Raw genomic sequence first — 19,877 nt, forward strand, 5'->3', positions numbered from 1 at the left:
TTTAACCTTCTTCGCCGCACCCTGTTATCTGTCTTACACAAGATGTCATATCGTTGATTCCTTGAAATTTCCGTCTTTCCAGTACCAACTTTTGTCCGACCAAAAGCGCTAGTTTTTCCCCCTTCGCCCGCAGACTTGGGTCATCTATACTTTCCAAATCTTCTACATGTGCGAGGCCAATAATCCTACGAATCATTTTGCAACCTGCATATCCTGCAGTATCCTCAAGTATTTGAAGCAAATATTGATCTAGGTAACCCGGGATTACTGTCATTCTTTCTTTTGATTCTTTTTCCCATAAATTCCTAAATTCTTTTTCAAAGTAAGTCCATATTTGTTCGATCATCTTGAGAAGATACGCTTGGTATTTCGTTCGTTCCTGCCAATTCAACGTATGTCCTTCATGGGAAGCAAGGCTGAGCAGAAGGTTTCCTATCACGGCCCCGATATCAAATCCGATAGGTCCATAAAAGGCGAATTCCGGATCAATCACTTTGGTATCTTCTTCTGTCACCATGATGCTGCCAGTATGAAGGTCCCCATGGATGAGCGCCTGAGCATGCGTGAGGAAACCTTCCTTTAATTTTGCCACCTCAAGCTTCAACGGGTCATTCTTCCATATTTCTTCCACCTTATTTGCTACCAATGGATTAAATTGATTGGTTTCGGAATCGAAATAGGGGTCTGTAAAAATGAGATCTTCCGAGATTTTGCACATGTCCGGATTCGAAAATTGAACCGCTTTTTTCTTTTTCTCTTGAGCAGGCAAAGCAAAATCGGACGTCAGAAACAAAGTTCGTGCCAAAAAAGTGCCTATATGCTGTGCAAAATGAGGATAGCGCTTCTGAGCAACCAATCCTTTGCGCATAATCAGGTGGTTCGACAGATCTTCCATCACGGTCAGCGCCAAAATAGGATCATAATGATAGATTTTAGGTACTAAACCTGGGCAAATTTCATGTTGAAGGATCAACGCATGACTTTCAATTCGTGCCCGCTCGAGGGTTAATGGCCAGGATTCCCCAACCACCCGTGCATAGGGAAGCGCCTGCTTCAAAATAATGCTTTTTCCTGAAGATTTGTCTGAAATCTGAAAAACGAGATTCAAATTTCCATCCCCGATTTCCCTACAAACCAGCTGTGCATTTCCCATGAACATATCTCTTAATTTTCGGGCGTAAGCCATAGCTCCATATTTATTAAGGACTTGGTATTGAATCATAATCCCCTTCCTCCTTCCTCGCCATAAAAAATATTTCTATTCTATTAATAATCAAAGAAAGTAGCTTTGGTGTTTGTGAAAAGCAAAATTAGTAAAACAACCTACATTTTTAGGTGAATTATAGAGAGTTTCATAGTAAGGGAGGGAAAACTAATGATTTTTTAGTCCATGAAAATAAAAAAGAGCCGCTAAAAGCGAGCTCCTATTTTCGTTATCGATTACTTGAACTGTATTGTATCTGTATGCCGAAAGATAAACAGAAAAAAAACCCTTACAGAGTAAGGGTTTCCTGCTTAAAACTGGGATGCGGTCGGAGGGATTTGAACCCTCACGCCTTGTGAGCGCCACCCCCTCAAGATGGTGTGTCTGCCGTTCCACCACGACCGCGAGGTATTGAAGTAAAAATGACCCGTAGGGGACTCGAACCCCTGTTACCTCCGTGAAAGGGAGGTGTCTTAACCACTTGACCAACGGGCCACGAATGTCTGTAAGCTTTTGCAGCCCATTTTGACGACATTTGTAATTATAATTGATTCTGTCGTCGTTGACAAGCACAAAATCTGGAATGCATATAGGCAAATATGGTATGCTGAGACCAATTCAAAATACTCGAGGTGCTTGTCATTCATGCTAATTTATGAATCTACCCATGGAACGGTCCATGAGGAAACAGTACGCGTTCCCGGCTCGAACGAAGTAGCTTGGGTGAGAATGGAGAACCCCTCTCCTGACGATGTTAAACATGTTTTAGGCGACTTATACAAATGCCACCCTCTGCTCGTTGAAGATGCGATTAAGCTGAACCAACGACCGAAGATGGATACCTATAAGAATCATATTTTTCTAACCTTCTTCGCGGTATCCGATCAGCTTGAACCACAGGAAATAGGGATCGTGATCGGAGCAAATTTTGTGATAACCGTGTATAAGGACAAGCTCCCCTTCATAGATCAGCTTTACCATACCTGCCAAGAGGTCGAAGAACGATTAAGTCATCCGGGAGCCATTCTTCATGCGATACTCGATCGTTGTGTCGATGATTATTCCATCGTTGCGGATCATTTTGATGATCGCCTGAATAGCATGGAACAGGCCGTGTATCGCAACCCTAGGATTCGCATTGCACAGGATATTTTCCAACTTAAACGGAGTATGCATCAGCTGCGCCGCGTCATTGTGGAGGAACGAATTACCCTTTCCGCCATCGCGCACCACTCCTTCCCCTACACGCGTGAAGAAGATGATGTCTATTTCCTCGATATCATGGACCATATCTCACGAGTCGTGGATTCTTTGGACATTTTTCGGGAATCGCTAACCGCTCTTCTCGAGCTCCAAATGAGTATGAAGTCCGACCGGATGAATGAAATTATGAAGACATTAACGATCATTAGCACGATCTTTCTTCCTCTGACTTTTGTCGTCGGACTGTACGGCATGAATTTCAAAGATATTCCCGAGTTGCGTTGGGATTATGGATATGTGTATGTTTGGATCCTTATGATCCTCTTAAGCTGTGTTATGTGGTATTACTTTAAACGGAAACATTGGTTTTAACGAATAAAAGGCACGCCACCGTGAACCATTAATCACAGGGAGTGCCTTTTTACTTTTAGCAGTTACTTCATTTTAAAGTAAGAAACAGATTCATTTAATGTATTTACTACGGATCTAAGCTGTTCGGAGGCAGCAGCAATGTTCTGCATCATCGCTAACTGCTCCTCAGTTGCAGCAGCAACCCCCTGGGATTTGTTCAAAATATGCGTTGAACTCATTGCCGATTGATCCATTGTCGCGGAAATCTCCTCGGAGCTTGCCGACATTTGCTGGGTGATCGCTGAAGTCTCATGAATTTGAGTCACAATGTGTGTCACCGATTGCATGATGGTATGGAAGCTTTGATTCACTTCCTGCATCATGCTCGACCCCGCGCTAGCTTCCTGCTTGGTTGCATTCATGGAATTAGAAACACTTGCGATCTCCACTCTCGTCTCATGAATCAACTGATTAATTCCCTCTGCTGACTCGATAGATTGCGATGCAAGCTTACGAATTTCATTCGCGACAACGTTAAACCCTTTGCCATGCTCACCCGCTCTAGCTGCCTCGATAGAAGCATTCAGCGACAACAGGTTCGTTTGATTCGCAAACGTTGTAATGCTCGAGGCAATAAGACCAATCTCATCGGATTTACGTGTTAAGGATTGTACAGTTTGTGAGAGCTGCTCGACCGATGTCAACATGTTCACAATTTGCTGCTGCAGTTTCCCAAGCAAGTCATTGCCAAGTTCGGCATGGCGAGAAGTTAGGGAGGAGTGCTCTGCCATAACGCCTGAATTTTCAGCCACTCTCTGAATTCCAATCGTCATTTCTTCAATCGCTCTACTTGTTTCTACACTGCTTCTTGCCTGCATCTCGACGTCCTGTGTCATTTCTTGAATACTGGTAGCGACATGCTCAGAGGCCGTGGCCGATTCCTTGGAACTGTCCGAAAGCTCGACAGAAGCGTCGTGCACGAACTGCGTATTGTGAGCGATCGTACCGATCAAACCTTTGATTTTCGAAACCATTATATCTACCGATTCAGTGATTTGGCCTAGTTCGCACTTGGTATAATTGACTTGAGTCTCATGACGAAGATCTCCCGCCGCTACTTGGCTGGTAACTTTCACGATATTTTTGACCGTTTTCATGATTTGACTAATTACCATCCATCCTGCTGTCGTGAGCAAAATGACTATAATAGCGACGGATATGTAGATCGTTTTTGCTGTTTTATCATGCTGAGCCTGGATCTCTTCAATACTTGATTTCGCATAGGCATCCAAAATTTCACCGATTTGATTCATGCCCTCGCGGCCTTTTTCGAAAGTTGCAATTAATTTAGCGTCATTAATAATCCCTTTTCCTGTACTTGAGGACTGAACAACGGCATTCGCTTCTTTCACCCATTGGTCAAAATACGTATGAAAGCCAGCTATGTTCTGTTCAATGGTCATTTTCGTCTCTGTGTGCGCTGTTTGTAACAACTGTTTAGCATTCATAATATCAGCCGCTTGTCCAACCCTTGTATTCGTTTGATCGATATTGTCTTTCAAAGCTTTAAGCTGCTTCGTCTTCTCTTCCGCAGTCAACGTCCCCGAAACCAGCAGCTGGTAAGCTGTCAACGCCTGATACATATCACGATCGGCATTCAAAATAAGCGAAGTACTTTTGTTCGTGGTTTCATAAAGGGATGAAGCCAATACCTCCGTATTAGACTTATTTTGCTGCAGTAAAAACACACTTGTGCCCAGATACAGCATGGAAGGAACTAATAGTAATAAAAGGAGTCGTACACGTATAGATAACAATTTTGCCACAAAATCTGCCCCCGTCATTGATCTATTTTTGATCAACTATAACGGAAATTCGTTTGATAGATGTTAGAAAACTGTTAAAAATGAATGTATTTAACTAACAAAAAAAGCCCAACGGCATGAACGCCATTGAGCTTAATTCCAGCTAAATCGATACGGAGAGAGAGGGATTCGAACCCTCGCACCGCTTACGCAGTCTAACCCCTTAGCAGAGGGTCCCCTTATAGCCACTTGGGTATCTCTCCAAAGATATGGCTCCCCGAACAGGACTCGAACCTGTGACAACTCGATTAACAGTCGAGTGCTCTACCAACTGAGCTATCAGGGAATGAACAAGTATTATTTTATTATGAAGGCGCTGGTAAGTCAAGTGTATACGATTTCAATTTCCCCTTACATTTTCCACATGCATATTTCCGTACATCCATTTTGCGCTTGCGGTAGTATTCGGTTTTGCAATTGACGCATTCCAACCTGTATTTATAGGACTGTTTCTGGGAAGCCCGCGGCAGCGAACGACAGAATCGGGTACCTCCGACTTGCGCCAGCAAGGTTTTGAAATCATTGTCGCGATGCTGGTAGCCACGCTTTAATATATGCAAATGATAATGGCAAAGTTCGTGCTTAATGATCTTCTCAATCTCATCTCGTCCAAATGTTTCCCACTGCATCCAACTGATTTCTATATCATGGGATTTGGTAAAATAGCGCCCGCCCGTCGACCTTAACCTCCTGTTAAACCGCGCCTGATGCACAAAAGGCCTCCCAAACGAATCCATAGAGATCTGCTCGATCCATTGCTGCAGTCCCGATCCTCCATCCCCATTCGCTCCTTTGACAAGTTCTCACTTGAATTTGTACCGTATGTACGGCTATACTGTCAAGTAGAAAAGAAGATCGAAAGCTTTCAAAAGAAAGGATTTGAACAACCCTTATGCCGCAAATGCGATATGTCATTCTTAAGTTCGAACAACAAGTAGAATTCATTGAAATGCCATCTTCCTACGCTTATCAATTGACAGCTCTGAATCAAAGATTGCACAAAGAATTAGAGAAATTGACCGCTGACCATGTCCCTCAGCTTCCACGGGTTATTGCAGAATGCGACGACTTGGAATTGGTTGGCACCGCGCACACCCTCATTCAAGGTTTAGATTACATCAATCGATTGGAAAAAACCTTTGCTGGCATCCAGGAAAAGTCTTATCCGCTTATTTCCTTATTGACTGAAATTCGCGCACTTCAAGCCCAGCTGGAACAGTGGTATGAAGAAGAATTTGAGGGTTAATCTTAGTGAGATTAAAAACACAAAGCAAAGAGTAAGGCAACGCAAAGAGTAGGGCAATACAAAGTGTAAGGCAAAGCAAAGTGTAGGCAAAAGCAAAGATTAAGGCAAAAGCAATGAGTAGGGCAAAGCGAAGAGTAGGGCAACGCGAAGAGTAGGACAAAGCAAAAAAGTAACGCAAATCAAAAGGACCTGCACCCATCGAAGCAATCCTTCATATGCTATTATTACATGGCGAAGAAGGGGATGGGCATATGCCGCAATGGCTCTGTAATCAATTAATGCGGGCCTTCCAGAACAAAAACCGCAGACAAATCCGATTGCTGAATGATAGCTGGTACTTTTACCGCACCCGCCGCTCACAAGAGGAGTGGCCTGACACCCAATCGACGGACGGACCGGGCAAGCGTAAATTCTGATAAAAGAGCTAGTACTTGCGAAGCGGGTGCTGGCTTTTTTGCAATGTTGAATGACATAGTGAAACCAGATTAAAGCACTATTTGCTGAGAAAAGTGGGTACAGACCAAACATACTACTTGCTGAGAAAAGTGAATTTAAACCAGAGCAACTTACTACTTGCAGAGAAAAGTAAACGTTTGTTAAAAAAAGGTTGCATATTTGAAATGTGCCCTCTATACTGTAAATAAATGTAATAGATTATTCGGAGTGAAGCACACTCGATCTTGCAGAATTTCTGCGGTTCGGGTGTGCTTTTTTTCGTACATAAAAAAGGGGAGTCGATTATTATGCCACGTAAAACAAAAGGTTGGCTAAGAAAAATGCGTGAACTTGGGTTAGGACGTCAAGGGTTTGGTGGTTGGATGAGTGGTTCTGAATTAATGATTCAGCGGGGGAATTCTAGAGCAGTTCAAGAGCGGCAGGGCAGAAACATTGCTGTTCTTGAGCAATTAGGATTAGTGAGAGGCAGGAATAATGCTGTTCATGAGCAAGCAGGATTAGTACAAGCCAAGAACAATAATGTTCAAGAGCAACTGGGATTTGTACAAGGCGAGATGAGTGTAGTTCAGAAAAATAATGTTTATCCGTTGTTACCGAGAAAGACTGCTGCTAAAATACCCCCTCTCTCACCTATCGCCTTGCTAGAAGCTGACAAGTGGGTGTTACGGAAGCAACTAATCATCCAAATAGCCAAGCGTCGCAGCGGCAAAGTACGACTTCAGGAAGTTGCTGCCGAATGCAATGTAAATATTCGTATCGCTGCGGTCTGGTTGAAACGCCTTTCCCTGGAAGGAATGATCTCACTTGTCGCTGGTGAGCGGAATGTAAGGGTTTACTCTTTGAAGGATGTGGGGCGAGTTCATAAATAAACTCTTTAACCTCCCATGCTGGGGAGTATTGATGATACTTGTTGGAGAGGATGATGTCGGGTAAGTGATGGAGATGAGTAACTTAAGGAAGGATGATGTGGAGTTTCGCTGATGGTGGTCACGCTTCTTGGATGGGCGTACGAGTAACTTAAGGAAGGATGATGTGGAGTTTCGCTGATGGCGGTACGCCTCTTGGATAGGCGTGCAAGTAATTTAAGGAAGGATGATGTGGAGATTCGCTGATGGCGGTAACGCCTCTTGGAAGGGCATACGAGTAACTTAAGGAAGGATGATGTGGAGATTCGCTGATGGCGGTACGCCTCTTGGATAGGCGTGCAAGTAATTTAAGGAAGGATGATGTGGAGATTCGCTGATGGCGGTAACGCCTCTTGGATGGGCGTGCGAGTAATTCTAAGACTCGAGCCCCCTCGTTCCCAAATAAGAGTCCCTAAAGGCTGTTATTTGAGCAATTTCGATCAAAAATATTGAAATAGAAGTCTCTACAGGCTCTTATTTACAAATTTCATTATAAATTTTATTATTTTATGCAGAATAAGGGTCCCTAGGAGCTTCTATTTATCGAATATGCCATAAAACAGGAGGAATAACAGCCTCTGGAAGCTCTTATTGGTAATTCGGTGAGCCTACAAAAAAAAGCAGCTGGTAGCAAAACGCTGCCAACTGCTGCTGTTTCTTATTGTTGAGGCTTTTTCATGGTCAAGCCAACGCGACCTTTTTTCTCGTCTACGTTAAGCACCCAGACTTGGACGATGTCCCCAACGGACACCACATCCATAGGGTGTTTCACGAAGCCGTTCTTGAGCTGGGAAATATGCACCAGCCCATCGTTCTTAATGCCGATATCGACGAAGGCACCGAAGTCGATAACGTTGCGCACCGTGCCGGTCAATTCCATGCCCGGCACAAGGTCTTCAAGCTGCAGCACGTCGGTGCGGAAGATCGGCGCGGGGACTTCGTCCCGCGGATCTCGCCCAGGCCGCTGCAGGCTGTCTAAGATGTCCCGCATCGTCGGGACACCTACGCCCAGCTTCGGAGCCAGTTCCTCTGGCTCCAGCGTCTGCAGCAGCGCTAGCAGCTGCTGCGAACCAAGCTGCGCCAATTCCAGGCGCAGCTCCTTGAACAGCCGATCCACCACGTCGTAAGACTCCGGATGGATCGGGGTGTTGTCGAGCGGGTTCCGCCCGCCCGGAATCCGCATGAACCCGACACACTGCTCGAAGGTTTTCGCGCCAAGGCGCGGAACCTTCGACAGCTCCTGTCGGGAGCTGAACTTGCCGTTCTCCTCGCGATACTTGACGATGTTCTTCGCCAGTGTCGCGTTCACGCCCGACACGTACGAGAGCAAGGACGGGGACGCCGTATTCAAGTCCACGCCGACATGGTTAACGGCCGACTCCACGACGGCCTTCAAGTTCTCGTCCAGACGTTTCTGCGAAACGTCATGCTGGTACTGCCCGACGCCGATCGCCTTCGGCTCGATCTTCACAAGCTCCGCGAGCGGGTCCTGCAGCCTCCGCGCGATCGAGATCGCGCTGCGCTCGGCTACGTCGAGCTCCGGGAACTCCGTCTGCGCCAGCTTCGACGCGGAGTACACGCTCGCCCCCGCTTCGCTTACGATCAAGTACTTGAGCTTCTGCTCCTTGATCTCCGCAATCAGCTCCGCTACAAACTGCTCCGTTTCACGGGAAGCCGTCCCATTACCGATCACGATCAGCTCGACGCCGTGCTTGCTGATCAACTGCTTGAACTTCGCCTTCGCTTCTGCCACCTTATTATTAGGTGGGGTCGGGTATGTGACGGCGATTTCAAGCATTTTACCGGTGTCGTCGATGACGGCCAGCTTACAGCCTGTCCGGTAAGCGGGATCGACACCCAGCACTACGTGCCCTTTGACCGGGGCTTGGAGCAGCAGATTCCGTAGATTTTCCGCGAAAATCTTAATCGCTTGCTCCTCGCCCATCTCGGTCATTTCACCACGCACTTCACGCTCAATGGAAGGCGCTAGTAATCTTTTATAAGCATCCTCGACAATCGCACGAAGCACATCTTGCACGATCGATTGCCCTTTTATTATTTGCCGAGACATATAATCATGAATTTTATCAACCGCAACATCCAAGCCAACCTTCAAGACTTCCTCCCGCTCCCCGCGATTAATCGCGAGAATACGGTGAGGCGGCAGCCTTTTCACAGGTTCTTGATACGCATAGTACATCTCATATACGGATTCAGCCTTTGCATCTTTAGCCTCGGTACGCAAAATCCCCTGATCATGCGTATATCTACGCACCCAAGCTCGAATCTTAGCATCATCCGCGATATTCTCCGCAAGAATATCCATCGCGCCTTGGATCGCATCTGCGGCGCTTCCTACCTGCTTGTCCGCGTTCACATAACGCGCTGCTTCTTGATCCAGCGAGCCTTGACGTGGCTGCTTCCAGATCCAGTCCGCTAGCGGCTCCAGACCGCGCTCTTTGGCAACGCTCGCTCTCGTTTTGCGCTTTTGACGAAACGGTCTGTACAAATCCTCGATTTCCTGCAGCTTCGCAGCGCCTTCAATCGATTTGCGCAGTTCATCGGTCAACTTGCCCTGCTCATCAATCAAACGAACAACCTCGATCTTACGATCCTCTAGGTTGCGCAAGTATTGTAACCGTTCCTCGATATCTCGCAGCTGGTTCTCATCTAGCTCCCCGGTCATCTCTTTCCGGTAACGTGCGATGAACGGGATCGTGTTGCCCTCATCAAGCAGCCCCATCGTTGTCTTCACTTTGCTTGCGGGCAGCTGTAATTCAGCAGAGATCTGCTTCAGGATACGCTCCTGGATCTCTGCTTTCTTTTCTTCCGAGATCTGTATTTTCTCCCTCGGCTCCTCATACTCACTTGCCTTTGTCTTTGTTCCCTCAGTCTCTTCCTTTTCACTTGCCTTTGTCTTCGTTCCCTCAGTCTCTTCCATTTCACTTGCCTTTGTCTTCATTCCCTCAATCTCTTCCCTTTCACTTGTCTTAATCTTCAACTCTTCGGTATTTGCCACTACCAGTTTCCCCCAATTCTATTCATATGTATGTATACAAACCAAAAAACGAGGGAACCAATCACCCTCGTCCGTTCCTGATCCTATTCAAAACTCTATCAGTCCCACACTAATTTGCAAAGCGTCGTCCACCTTGCGCATCGTTTCTTCATCCAAATGCGTAATTTTGTCCGTCAGACCGTTGCTTATCGATCGTTCTGATTTGTTCAAGCAGAATCACCGAATCTCGATCGAAACCATGCGTTTCCGCATCGATTTCTACATGCGTGGGAAGCTTCGCCTTCTGGATTTGAGCTGTAATCGCTGCAACAATCACGGTTGGGCTAAAGCGGTTGCCGATATCATTTTGGATCACTAGAACAGGACGAACCCCTCCCTGCTCCGACCCTACTACCGGCGAAAGATCTGCGAAAAATACATCACCACGTTTCACAATCACTGCTTACACCCCGCTTACTAAGCGATCAAGCGTACCGTCCGCTTCTTCCTCCGCTTGAAAAGCTTCAGATGCCATGCTGAGATTTATTTTCGCCATCTCCATATACCCACGCTGCATGGATTCGCGTAGACTGCGCTTTTTACGTTCAATTAAATACAGCTTCATTGCCTGGCGAATAAATTCGCTGCGATTAGAATTTTCCTTCTCGACAATACCGTCCACTTCTTGCAACAGATTGTCAGGCAAGCTAATCATGATCCTTTTCGTATTATGCGCATTGCTCACACTTTCGCACCCCCAGAAACGATACAAAGACAATATTACCAGTATGTCATTCCAAAAACCAATTTATACAATAGATATATGCATCCAGTATATCAAATATGTTACACACTTGGATATAAGAATCCTACTTACATAGTATTCGATGGCCTATTCGGAAAATCCTCTCCATGCAGCACAAAAAATAAATGGTAAATTAATCTGTTACTTTCAATAGCGATGCCGCATGAGAGGATTAATGGCATCTATCCGTTTGCCGTCGCGCACATACACGCGAGCAACACGATGTGAAATCATACAAATGACTTCATAATTAACAGTACCGAGTTGACGAGCTACATCTTCAGCCGTAATATGCTCTCCGTCTTGCTCCCCGATCACCACAACCTCGTCCAGTGACTGAACATCCGGCACATCCGATACATTGATCATACATTGATCCATACAGATTTTACCGACGATCGGCACTCTTTTGCCCCGAACAAGAACCTCAGCTTTACCCGAAAGCATCCGAGAATACCCGTCCGCATAGCCAATCGGCAGTGTCCCAATTTGTTCTTCGCCTTTGGTGTGATAAATCGTTCCATAGCTAATTCCCGAGCCTGGAGGCAGCGTTTTAAGATGAACAATCCCTGTTTTGAGACTGAGCACCGGCTTTAATTCAATTTTCGTTTGATCGACATCCTCGGAAGGATACAAACCATACATCGAAATCCCCAAACGCACCATCGAATACGTCAATTCCGGCAAATCTATGGCCGCCGCGCTATTGCCTGCATGTATATATGGAAATGTAACACCTATACCCGTAAAATAGCTCACAATTCGCTCAAAACGGCGATATTGCTCCATCGTATAGCTCTTATCTACTTCATCTGCATTCGCATAATGCGTGAATAAACCCTCAACTTCCACATTCGGCAGCCTCAACGCTTCCTCAATAAATGGAATAGCATCCTCTTCCGTATGCAAACCAAGTCTTCCCATACCAGTATCCAGCTTAATATGGATCTTTAGCTTCTTTTGAAGTGCCCTGTCTTTCATTTGCCCCTGAAAAGAAAGCTTTTCGAGAACATCTCGGCTATAGACCGCAATCGTCACATCGAGTTCACGCGCTCTATCAACCCCTTCTGGAGGCGTATAGCCTAGTACCAGAATAGGTGCAGTGATCCCTGCATTCCTTAGCTCCAACGCTTCATCAAAAAACGCTACACCCAAGTAATCCACACCCGCGGCGAGAACCTCTTTGGATACTTCAACAGCCCCGTGTCCGTACGCATCAGCTTTAACGACTGCCATCTGTTTCATTCCTTCCGGCAGTACCTTCTGAAAACCTTCAATGTTGCTTCGCAGTGCATCTAACGAAATTTCTACCCACGTGGGACGATAAAAAGCATCCACCAGCGTTCACCTCATTTATCCATTACAAGTAAACCTATGTTAAGCCTAATCACGAAAAACTGTCAACCTTACTTTTGCAGACTTATAAACAACATTTCTTATATTTCTTCCCGCTCCCGCATGGGCAAGGGTCATTACGTCCGATTTTACTTTTACCAGAAACAGCCTTTAAATCATTCGTAGAATGGATGTCACGAACTACCGCCGGCTTCAACTGAGGTCGAACATTTTCATTAGCAAAATAACGGAAAACCCGCATACCCGAGTCCTTTACCGTCATGAAAAGCGGCGTTCTTTCAAAAGCATACTTGATTTCAGACTCCGGCCTATACTTCGCACTAACCAGGTCAAAACGTTCCAACACAGCAACAACAGAGTGCAGGAACACATCCGTGTTCCGTTTCCACTCGTTTTCAACATCCTGCGCCTGATCTACAGGCCAGCTTGCTAGCACACTTGCGATTGCCTTTCTTGATTCTTGGACCCACTCAGGACGACCACCCTCGTTCGCTTCCTGCAGCTGTCCCCATTCAACCTTATTCCAAAGCGAATCTAATAGAACGACTCCTTGTTCCTTATCAGTTAATGCGAGATAGCTTGCTGCCTGATTCGTGACTACACACTGCTTCTTGCTCTCAGATATCAATCCAAGATGCTGAGCTGCATAGAAAAAGAATTGAAACAATGGCACCTGGTCCTGGTTCAATGTTGGTTTACGAAAAAGCTCCCAGCCAAGCTTCTCATCAAGCTCTTTCCAAAAATTCCGAGGCAAATGTTGTCTGGCAGTCGTCAATTTCAAACTCTTGGCATCCTGCAAGGAAGCCAGAAATATTTGAAAATCTGCAACGATTTGAGGTACAGCTGTCTTTTCATCCATCCATTGCTCAAGCAGCCTTTTATCTACTAAAATAGGTCTTTGCTCAAACTCGTTACGTGTGGATTCAGACGCCTGAAAGGCCAGGTAAGCCTCAAAATCATTTGAGTTATGCCAATTTTCCAAAGCCCGGTCGCTATTTGCATCCATGTATTGTTCAAAACGCTCAATGAAAAACTCTTTATGTTTACATACTTCTACTATCTCCGCGCACTGTTTACCCGAAATCTTTTCAGATTGCAACAGAAACTGCACCCATTTTTTAATCGATGGTAAATAAGCACTTATGTCAGACTTAGAACTATTCAGTACATTGCTAATGTAGAAACGACCAAGAAAATCAATAATTATCTCGCTTTGCAGTTCTTCATAATCAATTTCGTAATTATCAAAATAAACCATCGCCATAAATTGAATGCGATCCATATGCTTGTCAATTGTGTCTGCTTTTAATTTGCCTTCCTCCGCAAGATACTTGCCGAACAAGGCAATTTCATTTTCCCAAAATGGCTTCTCTTCCATTGTTAACTCTTCATTTGTTTTCATCAAAGACACTCCATTATCTATTTACTCCAAAGTTGCATTATACCAAAAAAACTCCCTTTCGTGGGAGTTGGTTAAATCTTCTTGTACAAGAATTGACTAAAAAAAGGAAAAGCACCTGCTCGAATCGCACAGGGCTTCCCTTTTTAAGCTTATATTGTCGCTAATTGTTCTTACTTCCCAGACTGACCCTCAGTCGCCACAGCGACTTTGATCATTTCATTTGTAGGCAAATCGCCAGTTGACAATCTGAACTCTACGCCATCATTCGTCCAAGTGAGCGTCTTCTTCTCATCCCCCGTGAGCACGCCGATCGTGAATCCAAGATCAACAATCGTACCCGGCTGCAAGGACACCGATTTCGCCTGTGGTCTCACCTCAATGAGACTGAAGTTGTACTTGCCTTTGTATCTCAAAAGGACCGCTGCGTCCTCACCAAGCTTCATATCCGTGATATCCTGCTTCACCACATCTTTCGGCAGGTAGGACGGCTCGATAATACCGATACTCTGCGGTTTGCTTGCCGCGGCTGACGACTTCGTCGTATCTGTACCTGTTTTCGTCGCTGTAGACTTTTGCCCATCTTGAGCTTGGCCTGCTGCTTGATCGGATTGGCCACCTGTTGCTGACAGATTCTTATCTGTTACAGACTTGCCACCCGTTGCTGGGTGATTGGCATCCGCTGCGCCAGCCATCGTAGGTAAAGACTTCAAATTCCAGCTGGTCATATTACGCTCCATTTGGAAAAAGTCCTTGTCGAACTTGGCATCGAATTCAAAGCTCGTAAAATTCACCTGAACCAACACATTGTGATTCGCATCCGACACCTGAACCTGCTTAGGCGCCAGCGTCTTCTTATTCAGCCAAATTTTCTGGCGTGACAGCTGCTCATTTTGATAATTGGCTGCAACATCGAACACATACGTATCATTATCCGTTGTAAATTGGCGATCCTTATCGGCAATTATGCTCTTCGCTAGAGACTGGAACAAATACACCTGCCCCTGATTCTCCGGCCAATCACTTTGGAAGCGGAAGCTCTTCTTGAGATGCGGCGTAAGTACGAACACGCCCTCCTCATTACGCAGCACGATTTGCGTCACGTCCTTCCCCGCATTTGTAAGCGAAATACGATAGAAATGATCCGGCGAGTAAGCCACCTCTACCTGATACTCCTGCGGCTGCTGCCCCGTGTTCAAAATCATGCTGCCCGAAGCCTGATAACTGCCCGACTTGCTGATCACATGATCCAAATCCTTTACAATAGATCCTGCATCCTTCTTGCCCATCCCGCATCCCGCGAGAACCAATGCTAAGCACATCACCACTGCTACCACCCATGTGACCCGGCGCATTCGATCATCCCCTCACTCATGATTAACATCAACATAGTACATGCATATGAGGGGACTTGGCCGATTATGCAGACGAGTTGGGGCTTGGCAAAATAAAGCAATAGCTGGGGCATACATGAACGCAAAATGAAGCCTATATCGTATTTTTGGATAAAAAAAAGTAAGATTAGGTTAGCTAATCTTACTCATTTATTTGACTAGTTTAAGTGTGCGGATACTTGCCGCGTGCTCCATCATCGTCACAGCAATGCCTGCAATTTGCTCACCTTGCTGAATTTGAACTTGTTTGACATCTTGCAAAGTATCTTCAACTTTTGTCAGCCGGTCCTCAACATTTCCCAATCGCCTGTCCATACTGTCAACCCGATCTTTAATGGGCGTAACATCCGCGCCTATCTCATTCATTCTCCTGAGTATCGTACTTAGAAATTCACGGTCTGTCATTTCACTCATCAAGGTTAACCTCCACACCAGAAGCTTTATACATTTCATTATACCCGAGAATTAGTTCAAACGGTATCCATTATTCCTTCACCAAAACCATCCATAAACAGACTTTAAAAGTTAATTTTTAAAAATTAATCTCAGCATATTTAAACAACGGGTGCTTCCGGTCCTTATCCGATAAAATGGGATTAGCGGTCGGCCAATCAATGCCAATTGCCAGGGTCAGACCATAAGATTCCCCTATCATGTACAGGCGAGTAATACTCATCTACCTTGTATAAGACTTGAGTTTGGGGCTCAGTCGTACAAAACCCGTGAGCAAACCCTTGTGGAACAAGAAGCTGGCGCTTATTAGCCGCACTGAGAGTGACGCCCACCCATTGACCAAAGGTAGGAGAGTTTTTACGTATATCAACAGCCACATCATAAATAGCGCCTGAAACAACCCTAACAAGCTTCGTTTGTGCTTTTGGATTCAACTGATAATGAAGCCCCCTCAAAACTCCAATTTCTGCAGATAAAGAATGATTGTCTTGAACAAAAGAAATATCTATTCCATGCTCCGCCAATTTCGCGCGATGATAACTTTCCATAAAAAACCCCCGATGATCCCCATGAACATCCGGCTCAATAATAAATAATCCTGGCAGTTTTGTGGCAATAACATTCATCAGCTAGATCACCTCTGTAGCTAACTTATGCATGTTGATTTAGAATTGTCTCTAGCTCATGCCATCATTGGATTTATGTTGTCAGCACTCAACTTCCAGGTCCGACATTTTCTTGGACAAAAAAAGAGACTGCTTGGGGCTATAATAGCCTCAGCAGCCTCTTCATTTATGAAATACGTCTACCACATATACACAACACCGGCAATAATGGCCGCCCAGATCAGGGAGCCGAACACAACACCAACAATCAACCCTTTGCCAACCGACAAGTGATCATCCTGGTAAGCGTCTTCATGATCGATCATAAGAATAACCTCCCCGCATACTAAGTATATGCATAGTATGGGGAAGATGTTGACGAATCATGCGGTTGATACGAAAAAATTTTTAGTACGCATTTTTATTAATAAAACCGTTAATAATCGTTCTCCAAATAATTTTAATATCGAATAAAAAAGTCCAATTTTCAATGTAGAAAATGTCGTGTTTAATGCGTTCTTCGATAGAGGTATCTCCCCTCAATCCGTTGCTCTGCGCCCACCCTGTAATACCTGGACGAATATGGTGCTTCACCATATACTTCGGAACTTCTTCCTTGAATTGTTCCACGAAATAAGGACGTTCCGGTCTTGGACCGACGACACTCATATGCCCAAAAAGCACATTAAAAAACTGCGGCAGCTCATCAAGACTCGTTTTGCGGAGGAAGGTACCGACCTTCGTTCGCCGCGGGTCATTTTCAACCGTCCACTCCGTATTGGAGGCACTCTCTGCCAATACATTCATACTGCGGAACTTATACATCATAAACCTTCTACGGTTTAGACCTACGCGCTCTTGCTTAAAAATGATCGGACCTGGAGAAGTTAACTTAATAGCAATAATGGATGCAATCATAACAGGCAAAGTAATAAGAATAGCCACAGAAGCGAAAATAATATCGAAAGCTCGCTTGAAAAGTCGATTTCGGAACTCATCCAGCGGGATATCACGTACGTTAATCAGAGGCATATCAGCAAAATTGTCGAAATAAGGACGGGACGGCAAGAAATCGTAAAAGTCCGGTATGATCAGTGTTTTGACTCCAATTTTTTCACAGACATTGATAATGCTGCCGAACTTGCGATGCGCATCTAAAGGTAGAGCGATGATAACTTCATCAATAATCAGATCGTTCAGAATGGACTCCAGATCATCAATCTTCCCGATAATCGGCTTAAAGCTCTGGTAATTGACTTCATGTTTCTCCTGATAATCATCAAGGAAACCAACCACCTCATACCCCAGCTCTGGATGTTGTCTTAGCTTTGTGTAGAACTGCCGGCCAAGTGAACCTGCACCTAGAATAAGAATGAACTGTTTGTTATAACCTTTTTGCCGGACACGTTTCAGTGAAACTTTTAACATATAACGATAAAAACTGATGAAAAGAATATTGTTCACAAGGAATAATAAGAGATAAGAACGTGAAACATCAACTTCTTTTAAAATGAACAAAACACTTAACAGCAGCAGCAAGCTGAATATGTGAACTTGGATAATCTTAAAAACCTCATAAGAGAACTGCTTCCTTCGCTTAGGTGTATAAAAGTTCATCATATAACTGAGAAAAATTGCAATTATTGCATAACTGACACTCCACATTATGTAATGCTTGAATGGAAGAGGAGAAACAAATGGGATCCAACCGCTTCTAAATTTCAGCCACCATGAAAGTAAAAACACGAGCTGAATACATATGAAGTCGGCCAGTGCATAAAGTTGTGTCAGGAACCCTTTACTCTGTCGTATCAATGCAAATCACCTCGCTGGACGTAGTTTATTTCTTACTAAAGAAAGTATAAATTTTAAGCTAACACCTGCATAAACCATTGTGTTCGTTAGCCAGGAATACTTCTTTCGATAATGCTTATTATGAAATAAAATCATAGCCCTGTGGAACTCATATATGATCTTAAACGGCTTCCTACGACTGCTTGCGCCTTTGAGGTGGACAATTTGTGTGCGAGGGTAATAATAATTTACCCACCCCGCTTCCTTAATTCTATAGCACCAATCAATATCTTCGCCATACATAAAAAATTCCTCATCCAACATCCCCACTTGCTCAATAACTTCGCGGCGGATTAACATGAAAGCACCAACTAATGAGTCAATCGGATAGGCATCGTCCGGACTTAGGTAACCTAACTGATATTGGTTGAAGCGAGGGATCTTAGGGAATAACTTAGAGAAACCAAATGCATAGTAAAAGGACGCTGAAGGCGTTGGAAAGCCCCTCTTGCAGGCTTTGTCTAGCGAGCCATCTGGAAGTACGATTTTGCAGCCACTAGCTCCTACGGTTGGGTTCTCGTCCATGAAATGCAACATGACATCTAATGTATCGGTTTGAACGATTGTGTCTGAGTTCAGAAGAAGGACATAACGGCCTTGGGCGATGCTTATGCCCTGGTTGTTGGCTATGGAGAAGCCAACATTGTCGGTATTTGCAATACAGACCACTTGTGGGTATTGCTCGTTTACCTTTGGAATTATGTCATCATTTGAAGCATTGTCGATTAAGATGACCTCATAATTGTAATATGTAGCTGACGAAAAAACAGATTCTAAACAAGCTAACGTTAGTTCACGTGTTTTATAATTTAGTATAATAATACTTAAATCCACTTGAAAACCTCATTTTTCATGATTTCATTAAACTTATTATAGCATGGGTTTATAAATTTTAGATTAAAAAAAAGACTAGCATTAGCTAATCCTTCTAGTCATTCATTTCCTCTATATTCATTTAAAAAAGCCCTGAGTCCCTCACGCCATGATCTCAAATCTTCAAAACCATTACTACGAATTGCTAAATGTTCCATTGCTGAGTATCGGGGTCTTGGCGCAGGTCGCGGAAATTCTTCCGTGGAACACGGCTCCACATTGATCTTCTTCCCACTCTCTTCAAAGATCGCATTAGCAAACTCAAACCACGAACACACTCCTGAGTTCGAAGCATGATAAATGCCATAACGCTCTGTCTGAATAAGCATCTCTAAGAAGTTCGCAAGATCAACAGTATACGTTGGGGACCCAAACTGATCATTTACAACCTTCAAATTGTCACGATCTTGAGCTATTTTGAGCATAGTTTTAACGAAATTGGCACCATACATACCATAAACCCACGAAGTTCTAACGATAAAATATCGGGAGGAAAGCGTTTGAACAAGCTGCTCCCCTGCCCTTTTGGATTTCCCATAAACACTCTGCGGGTTAGTGTTGTCATATTCTCTATATGGCATAGAAGCTGTCCCGTCAAAAACATAATCAGTACTAATATAACAGATCTTAGTCCCTACTCTTTCAGCGGCAACAACAAGATTTCTTGTCCCAGAGGCATTGATCTTATATACCATGTCTTCTTCAGTCTCAGCAAGGTCTACAGCCGTATAAGCTGCACAATGTATGACAACATTAGGCTTCAAAGCTTCAAGAATCTCAAAACACTGACTTTCGTTCGTAATATCAAGTTGCTCTCGTCCAAAACCGTGTACCTCATGGTTAGTAGACAATAGTTTGACAACGTCTTGCCCTAATTGGCCATTCGCACCTGTTACTAATATCCTCATAC

Annotated in this window: 17 protein-coding genes, 4 tRNA genes and 2 pseudogenes; 4 read left to right on the forward strand and 19 right to left on the reverse strand. The window is 44.5% G+C overall.

Going from position 1 to position 19,877, the window contains the following annotated elements; genetic code table 11:
- Window position 1 precedes the first annotated feature (1 nt).
- The 3 genes from mtnK to ACBP55_RS33135 all read right to left on the reverse strand — a co-directional run bounded on the left by mtnK (window position 2) and on the right by ACBP55_RS33135 (window position 1,699).
- On the reverse strand, window positions 2–1,219 hold the full coding sequence (mtnK, locus tag ACBP55_RS33125) for an S-methyl-5-thioribose kinase (RefSeq protein ID WP_464653511.1): 1,218 nt from the start codon (window positions 1,217–1,219) through the stop codon (window positions 2–4).
- A 308-nt stretch (window positions 1,220–1,527) separates the two neighbouring features.
- Window positions 1,528–1,609, reverse strand: a tRNA-Leu gene (locus ACBP55_RS33130).
- Window positions 1,610–1,627: 18 nt separating this feature from the next.
- Window positions 1,628–1,699, reverse strand: a tRNA-Glu gene (locus tag ACBP55_RS33135).
- A gap of 150 nt (window positions 1,700–1,849) precedes the next feature.
- Between ACBP55_RS33135 and corA the strand changes: the two genes are divergently transcribed.
- Window positions 1,850–2,779 carry a magnesium/cobalt transporter CorA gene (corA, locus tag ACBP55_RS33140; RefSeq protein WP_464647794.1) on the forward strand — a complete coding sequence of 310 codons (930 nt, stop codon included), beginning with the start codon at window positions 1,850–1,852 and terminating at the stop codon, window positions 2,777–2,779.
- Window positions 2,780–2,841: 62 nt separating this feature from the next.
- On the opposite strand, the gene ACBP55_RS33145 is transcribed toward corA, so the two are convergent.
- The 4 genes from ACBP55_RS33145 to ACBP55_RS33160 form a co-directional block, all read right to left on the reverse strand.
- The gene (locus tag ACBP55_RS33145; RefSeq protein ID WP_464647796.1) at window positions 2,842–4,584 is read right to left on the reverse strand and encodes a methyl-accepting chemotaxis protein; all 1,743 of its coding nucleotides are present in this window, start codon (window positions 4,582–4,584) and stop codon (window positions 2,842–2,844) included.
- 153 nt (window positions 4,585–4,737) lie between these two features.
- A tRNA-Ser gene (locus tag ACBP55_RS33150) sits at window positions 4,738–4,826 on the reverse strand.
- Between the two features lie 7 nt (window positions 4,827–4,833).
- Window positions 4,834–4,909, reverse strand: a tRNA-Asn gene (locus tag ACBP55_RS33155).
- Between the two features lie 19 nt (window positions 4,910–4,928).
- Complete coding sequence (locus ACBP55_RS33160) at window positions 4,929–5,387, reverse strand: SprT family protein (protein ID WP_464653512.1); 459 nt, start codon at window positions 5,385–5,387, stop codon at window positions 4,929–4,931.
- Between the two features lie 128 nt (window positions 5,388–5,515).
- Here ACBP55_RS33160 and ACBP55_RS33165 point away from each other — a divergent pair, with 128 nt between their 5' ends.
- The 3 genes from ACBP55_RS33165 (at window position 5,516) to ACBP55_RS33175 (ending at window position 7,194) form a co-directional block, all read left to right on the forward strand.
- Window positions 5,516–5,869, forward strand: coding sequence for a hydrolase/acyltransferase (locus tag ACBP55_RS33165; RefSeq protein ID WP_464647797.1), 354 nt, complete (start codon window positions 5,516–5,518; stop codon window positions 5,867–5,869).
- 251 nt (window positions 5,870–6,120) lie between these two features.
- Window positions 6,121–6,285: a cortex morphogenetic protein CmpA gene (cmpA, locus tag ACBP55_RS33170; protein ID WP_090818813.1), complete on the forward strand. Its 165-nt coding sequence runs from the start codon at window positions 6,121–6,123 to the stop codon at window positions 6,283–6,285.
- 327 nt (window positions 6,286–6,612) lie between these two features.
- Window positions 6,613–7,194: a hypothetical protein gene (locus tag ACBP55_RS33175; RefSeq protein ID WP_464647798.1), complete on the forward strand. Its 582-nt coding sequence runs from the start codon at window positions 6,613–6,615 to the stop codon at window positions 7,192–7,194.
- 694 nt (window positions 7,195–7,888) lie between these two features.
- On the opposite strand, the gene ACBP55_RS33180 is transcribed toward ACBP55_RS33175, so the two are convergent.
- The 12 genes and pseudogenes from ACBP55_RS33180 to rfbD form a co-directional block, all read right to left on the reverse strand.
- Window positions 7,889–10,171: a Tex family protein gene (locus ACBP55_RS33180; protein ID WP_464653514.1), complete on the reverse strand. Its 2,283-nt coding sequence runs from the start codon at window positions 10,169–10,171 to the stop codon at window positions 7,889–7,891.
- Window positions 10,172–10,336: 165 nt separating this feature from the next.
- A pseudogene (locus ACBP55_RS33185) lies at window positions 10,337–10,688 on the reverse strand (type II toxin-antitoxin system PemK/MazF family toxin).
- A gap of 3 nt (window positions 10,689–10,691) precedes the next feature.
- Window positions 10,692–10,973, reverse strand: coding sequence for a CopG family ribbon-helix-helix protein (locus ACBP55_RS33190; protein WP_028553892.1), 282 nt, complete (start codon window positions 10,971–10,973; stop codon window positions 10,692–10,694).
- 207 nt (window positions 10,974–11,180) lie between these two features.
- Complete coding sequence (gene alr / locus ACBP55_RS33195; protein ID WP_464647800.1) at window positions 11,181–12,371, reverse strand: alanine racemase; 1,191 nt, start codon at window positions 12,369–12,371, stop codon at window positions 11,181–11,183.
- An 82-nt stretch (window positions 12,372–12,453) separates the two neighbouring features.
- Window positions 12,454–13,791: a YecA family protein gene (locus tag ACBP55_RS33200; protein ID WP_464647801.1), complete on the reverse strand. Its 1,338-nt coding sequence runs from the start codon at window positions 13,789–13,791 to the stop codon at window positions 12,454–12,456.
- Between the two features lie 170 nt (window positions 13,792–13,961).
- Complete coding sequence (locus ACBP55_RS33205; RefSeq protein WP_464647803.1) at window positions 13,962–15,143, reverse strand: outer membrane lipoprotein-sorting protein; 1,182 nt, start codon at window positions 15,141–15,143, stop codon at window positions 13,962–13,964.
- Window positions 15,144–15,332: 189 nt separating this feature from the next.
- A complete protein-coding gene (locus ACBP55_RS33210; RefSeq protein WP_464647804.1) occupies window positions 15,333–15,596 on the reverse strand; it encodes a hypothetical protein in 264 nt (87 codons plus the stop codon).
- A 118-nt stretch (window positions 15,597–15,714) separates the two neighbouring features.
- Window positions 15,715–16,261: pseudogene (gene rfbC / locus ACBP55_RS33215) on the reverse strand (dTDP-4-dehydrorhamnose 3,5-epimerase).
- Window positions 16,262–16,440: 179 nt separating this feature from the next.
- The gene (locus tag ACBP55_RS33220) at window positions 16,441–16,566 is read right to left on the reverse strand and encodes a hypothetical protein (protein ID WP_261302619.1); all 126 of its coding nucleotides are present in this window, start codon (window positions 16,564–16,566) and stop codon (window positions 16,441–16,443) included.
- Between the two features lie 82 nt (window positions 16,567–16,648).
- Window positions 16,649–18,055, reverse strand: coding sequence for an undecaprenyl-phosphate glucose phosphotransferase (locus ACBP55_RS33225; protein WP_464647807.1), 1,407 nt, complete (start codon window positions 18,053–18,055; stop codon window positions 16,649–16,651).
- 6 nt (window positions 18,056–18,061) lie between these two features.
- The gene (locus ACBP55_RS33230; protein ID WP_464647808.1) at window positions 18,062–18,928 is read right to left on the reverse strand and encodes a glycosyltransferase family 2 protein; all 867 of its coding nucleotides are present in this window, start codon (window positions 18,926–18,928) and stop codon (window positions 18,062–18,064) included.
- Window positions 18,929–19,026: 98 nt separating this feature from the next.
- Complete coding sequence (rfbD, locus tag ACBP55_RS33235) at window positions 19,027–19,875, reverse strand: dTDP-4-dehydrorhamnose reductase (RefSeq protein ID WP_464647810.1); 849 nt, start codon at window positions 19,873–19,875, stop codon at window positions 19,027–19,029.
- Between the last annotated feature and the right edge of the window lie 2 nt (window positions 19,876–19,877).

It is taken from the genome of Paenibacillus sp. WG02 (assembly GCF_055396115.1).

Bases quoted from the DNA above. Each gene is read 5' to 3' on its own strand.
- corA (WP_464647794.1), top strand. From the start codon at position 1,850: ATGCTAATTTATGAATCTACCCATGGAACGGTCCATGAGGAAACAGTA.
- ACBP55_RS33165 (WP_464647797.1), top strand. From the start codon at position 5,516: ATGCCGCAAATGCGATATGTCATTCTTAAGTTCGAACAACAAGTAGAA.
- cmpA (WP_090818813.1), top strand. From the start codon at position 6,121: ATGCCGCAATGGCTCTGTAATCAATTAATGCGGGCCTTCCAGAACAAA.
- ACBP55_RS33175 (WP_464647798.1), top strand. From the start codon at position 6,613: ATGCCACGTAAAACAAAAGGTTGGCTAAGAAAAATGCGTGAACTTGGG.
- ACBP55_RS33180 (WP_464653514.1), bottom strand. From the start codon at position 10,171: ATGGAAGAGACTGAGGGAACGAAGACAAAGGCAAGTGAAAAGGAAGAG.
- ACBP55_RS33200 (WP_464647801.1), bottom strand. From the start codon at position 13,791: ATGAAAACAAATGAAGAGTTAACAATGGAAGAGAAGCCATTTTGGGAA.
- ACBP55_RS33205 (WP_464647803.1), bottom strand. From the start codon at position 15,143: ATGCGCCGGGTCACATGGGTGGTAGCAGTGGTGATGTGCTTAGCATTG.
- ACBP55_RS33210 (WP_464647804.1), bottom strand. From the start codon at position 15,596: ATGAGTGAAATGACAGACCGTGAATTTCTAAGTACGATACTCAGGAGA.
- ACBP55_RS33220 (WP_261302619.1), bottom strand. From the start codon at position 16,566: ATGATCGATCATGAAGACGCTTACCAGGATGATCACTTGTCGGTTGGC.
- rfbD (WP_464647810.1), bottom strand. From the start codon at position 19,875: ATGAGGATATTAGTAACAGGTGCGAATGGCCAATTAGGGCAAGACGTT.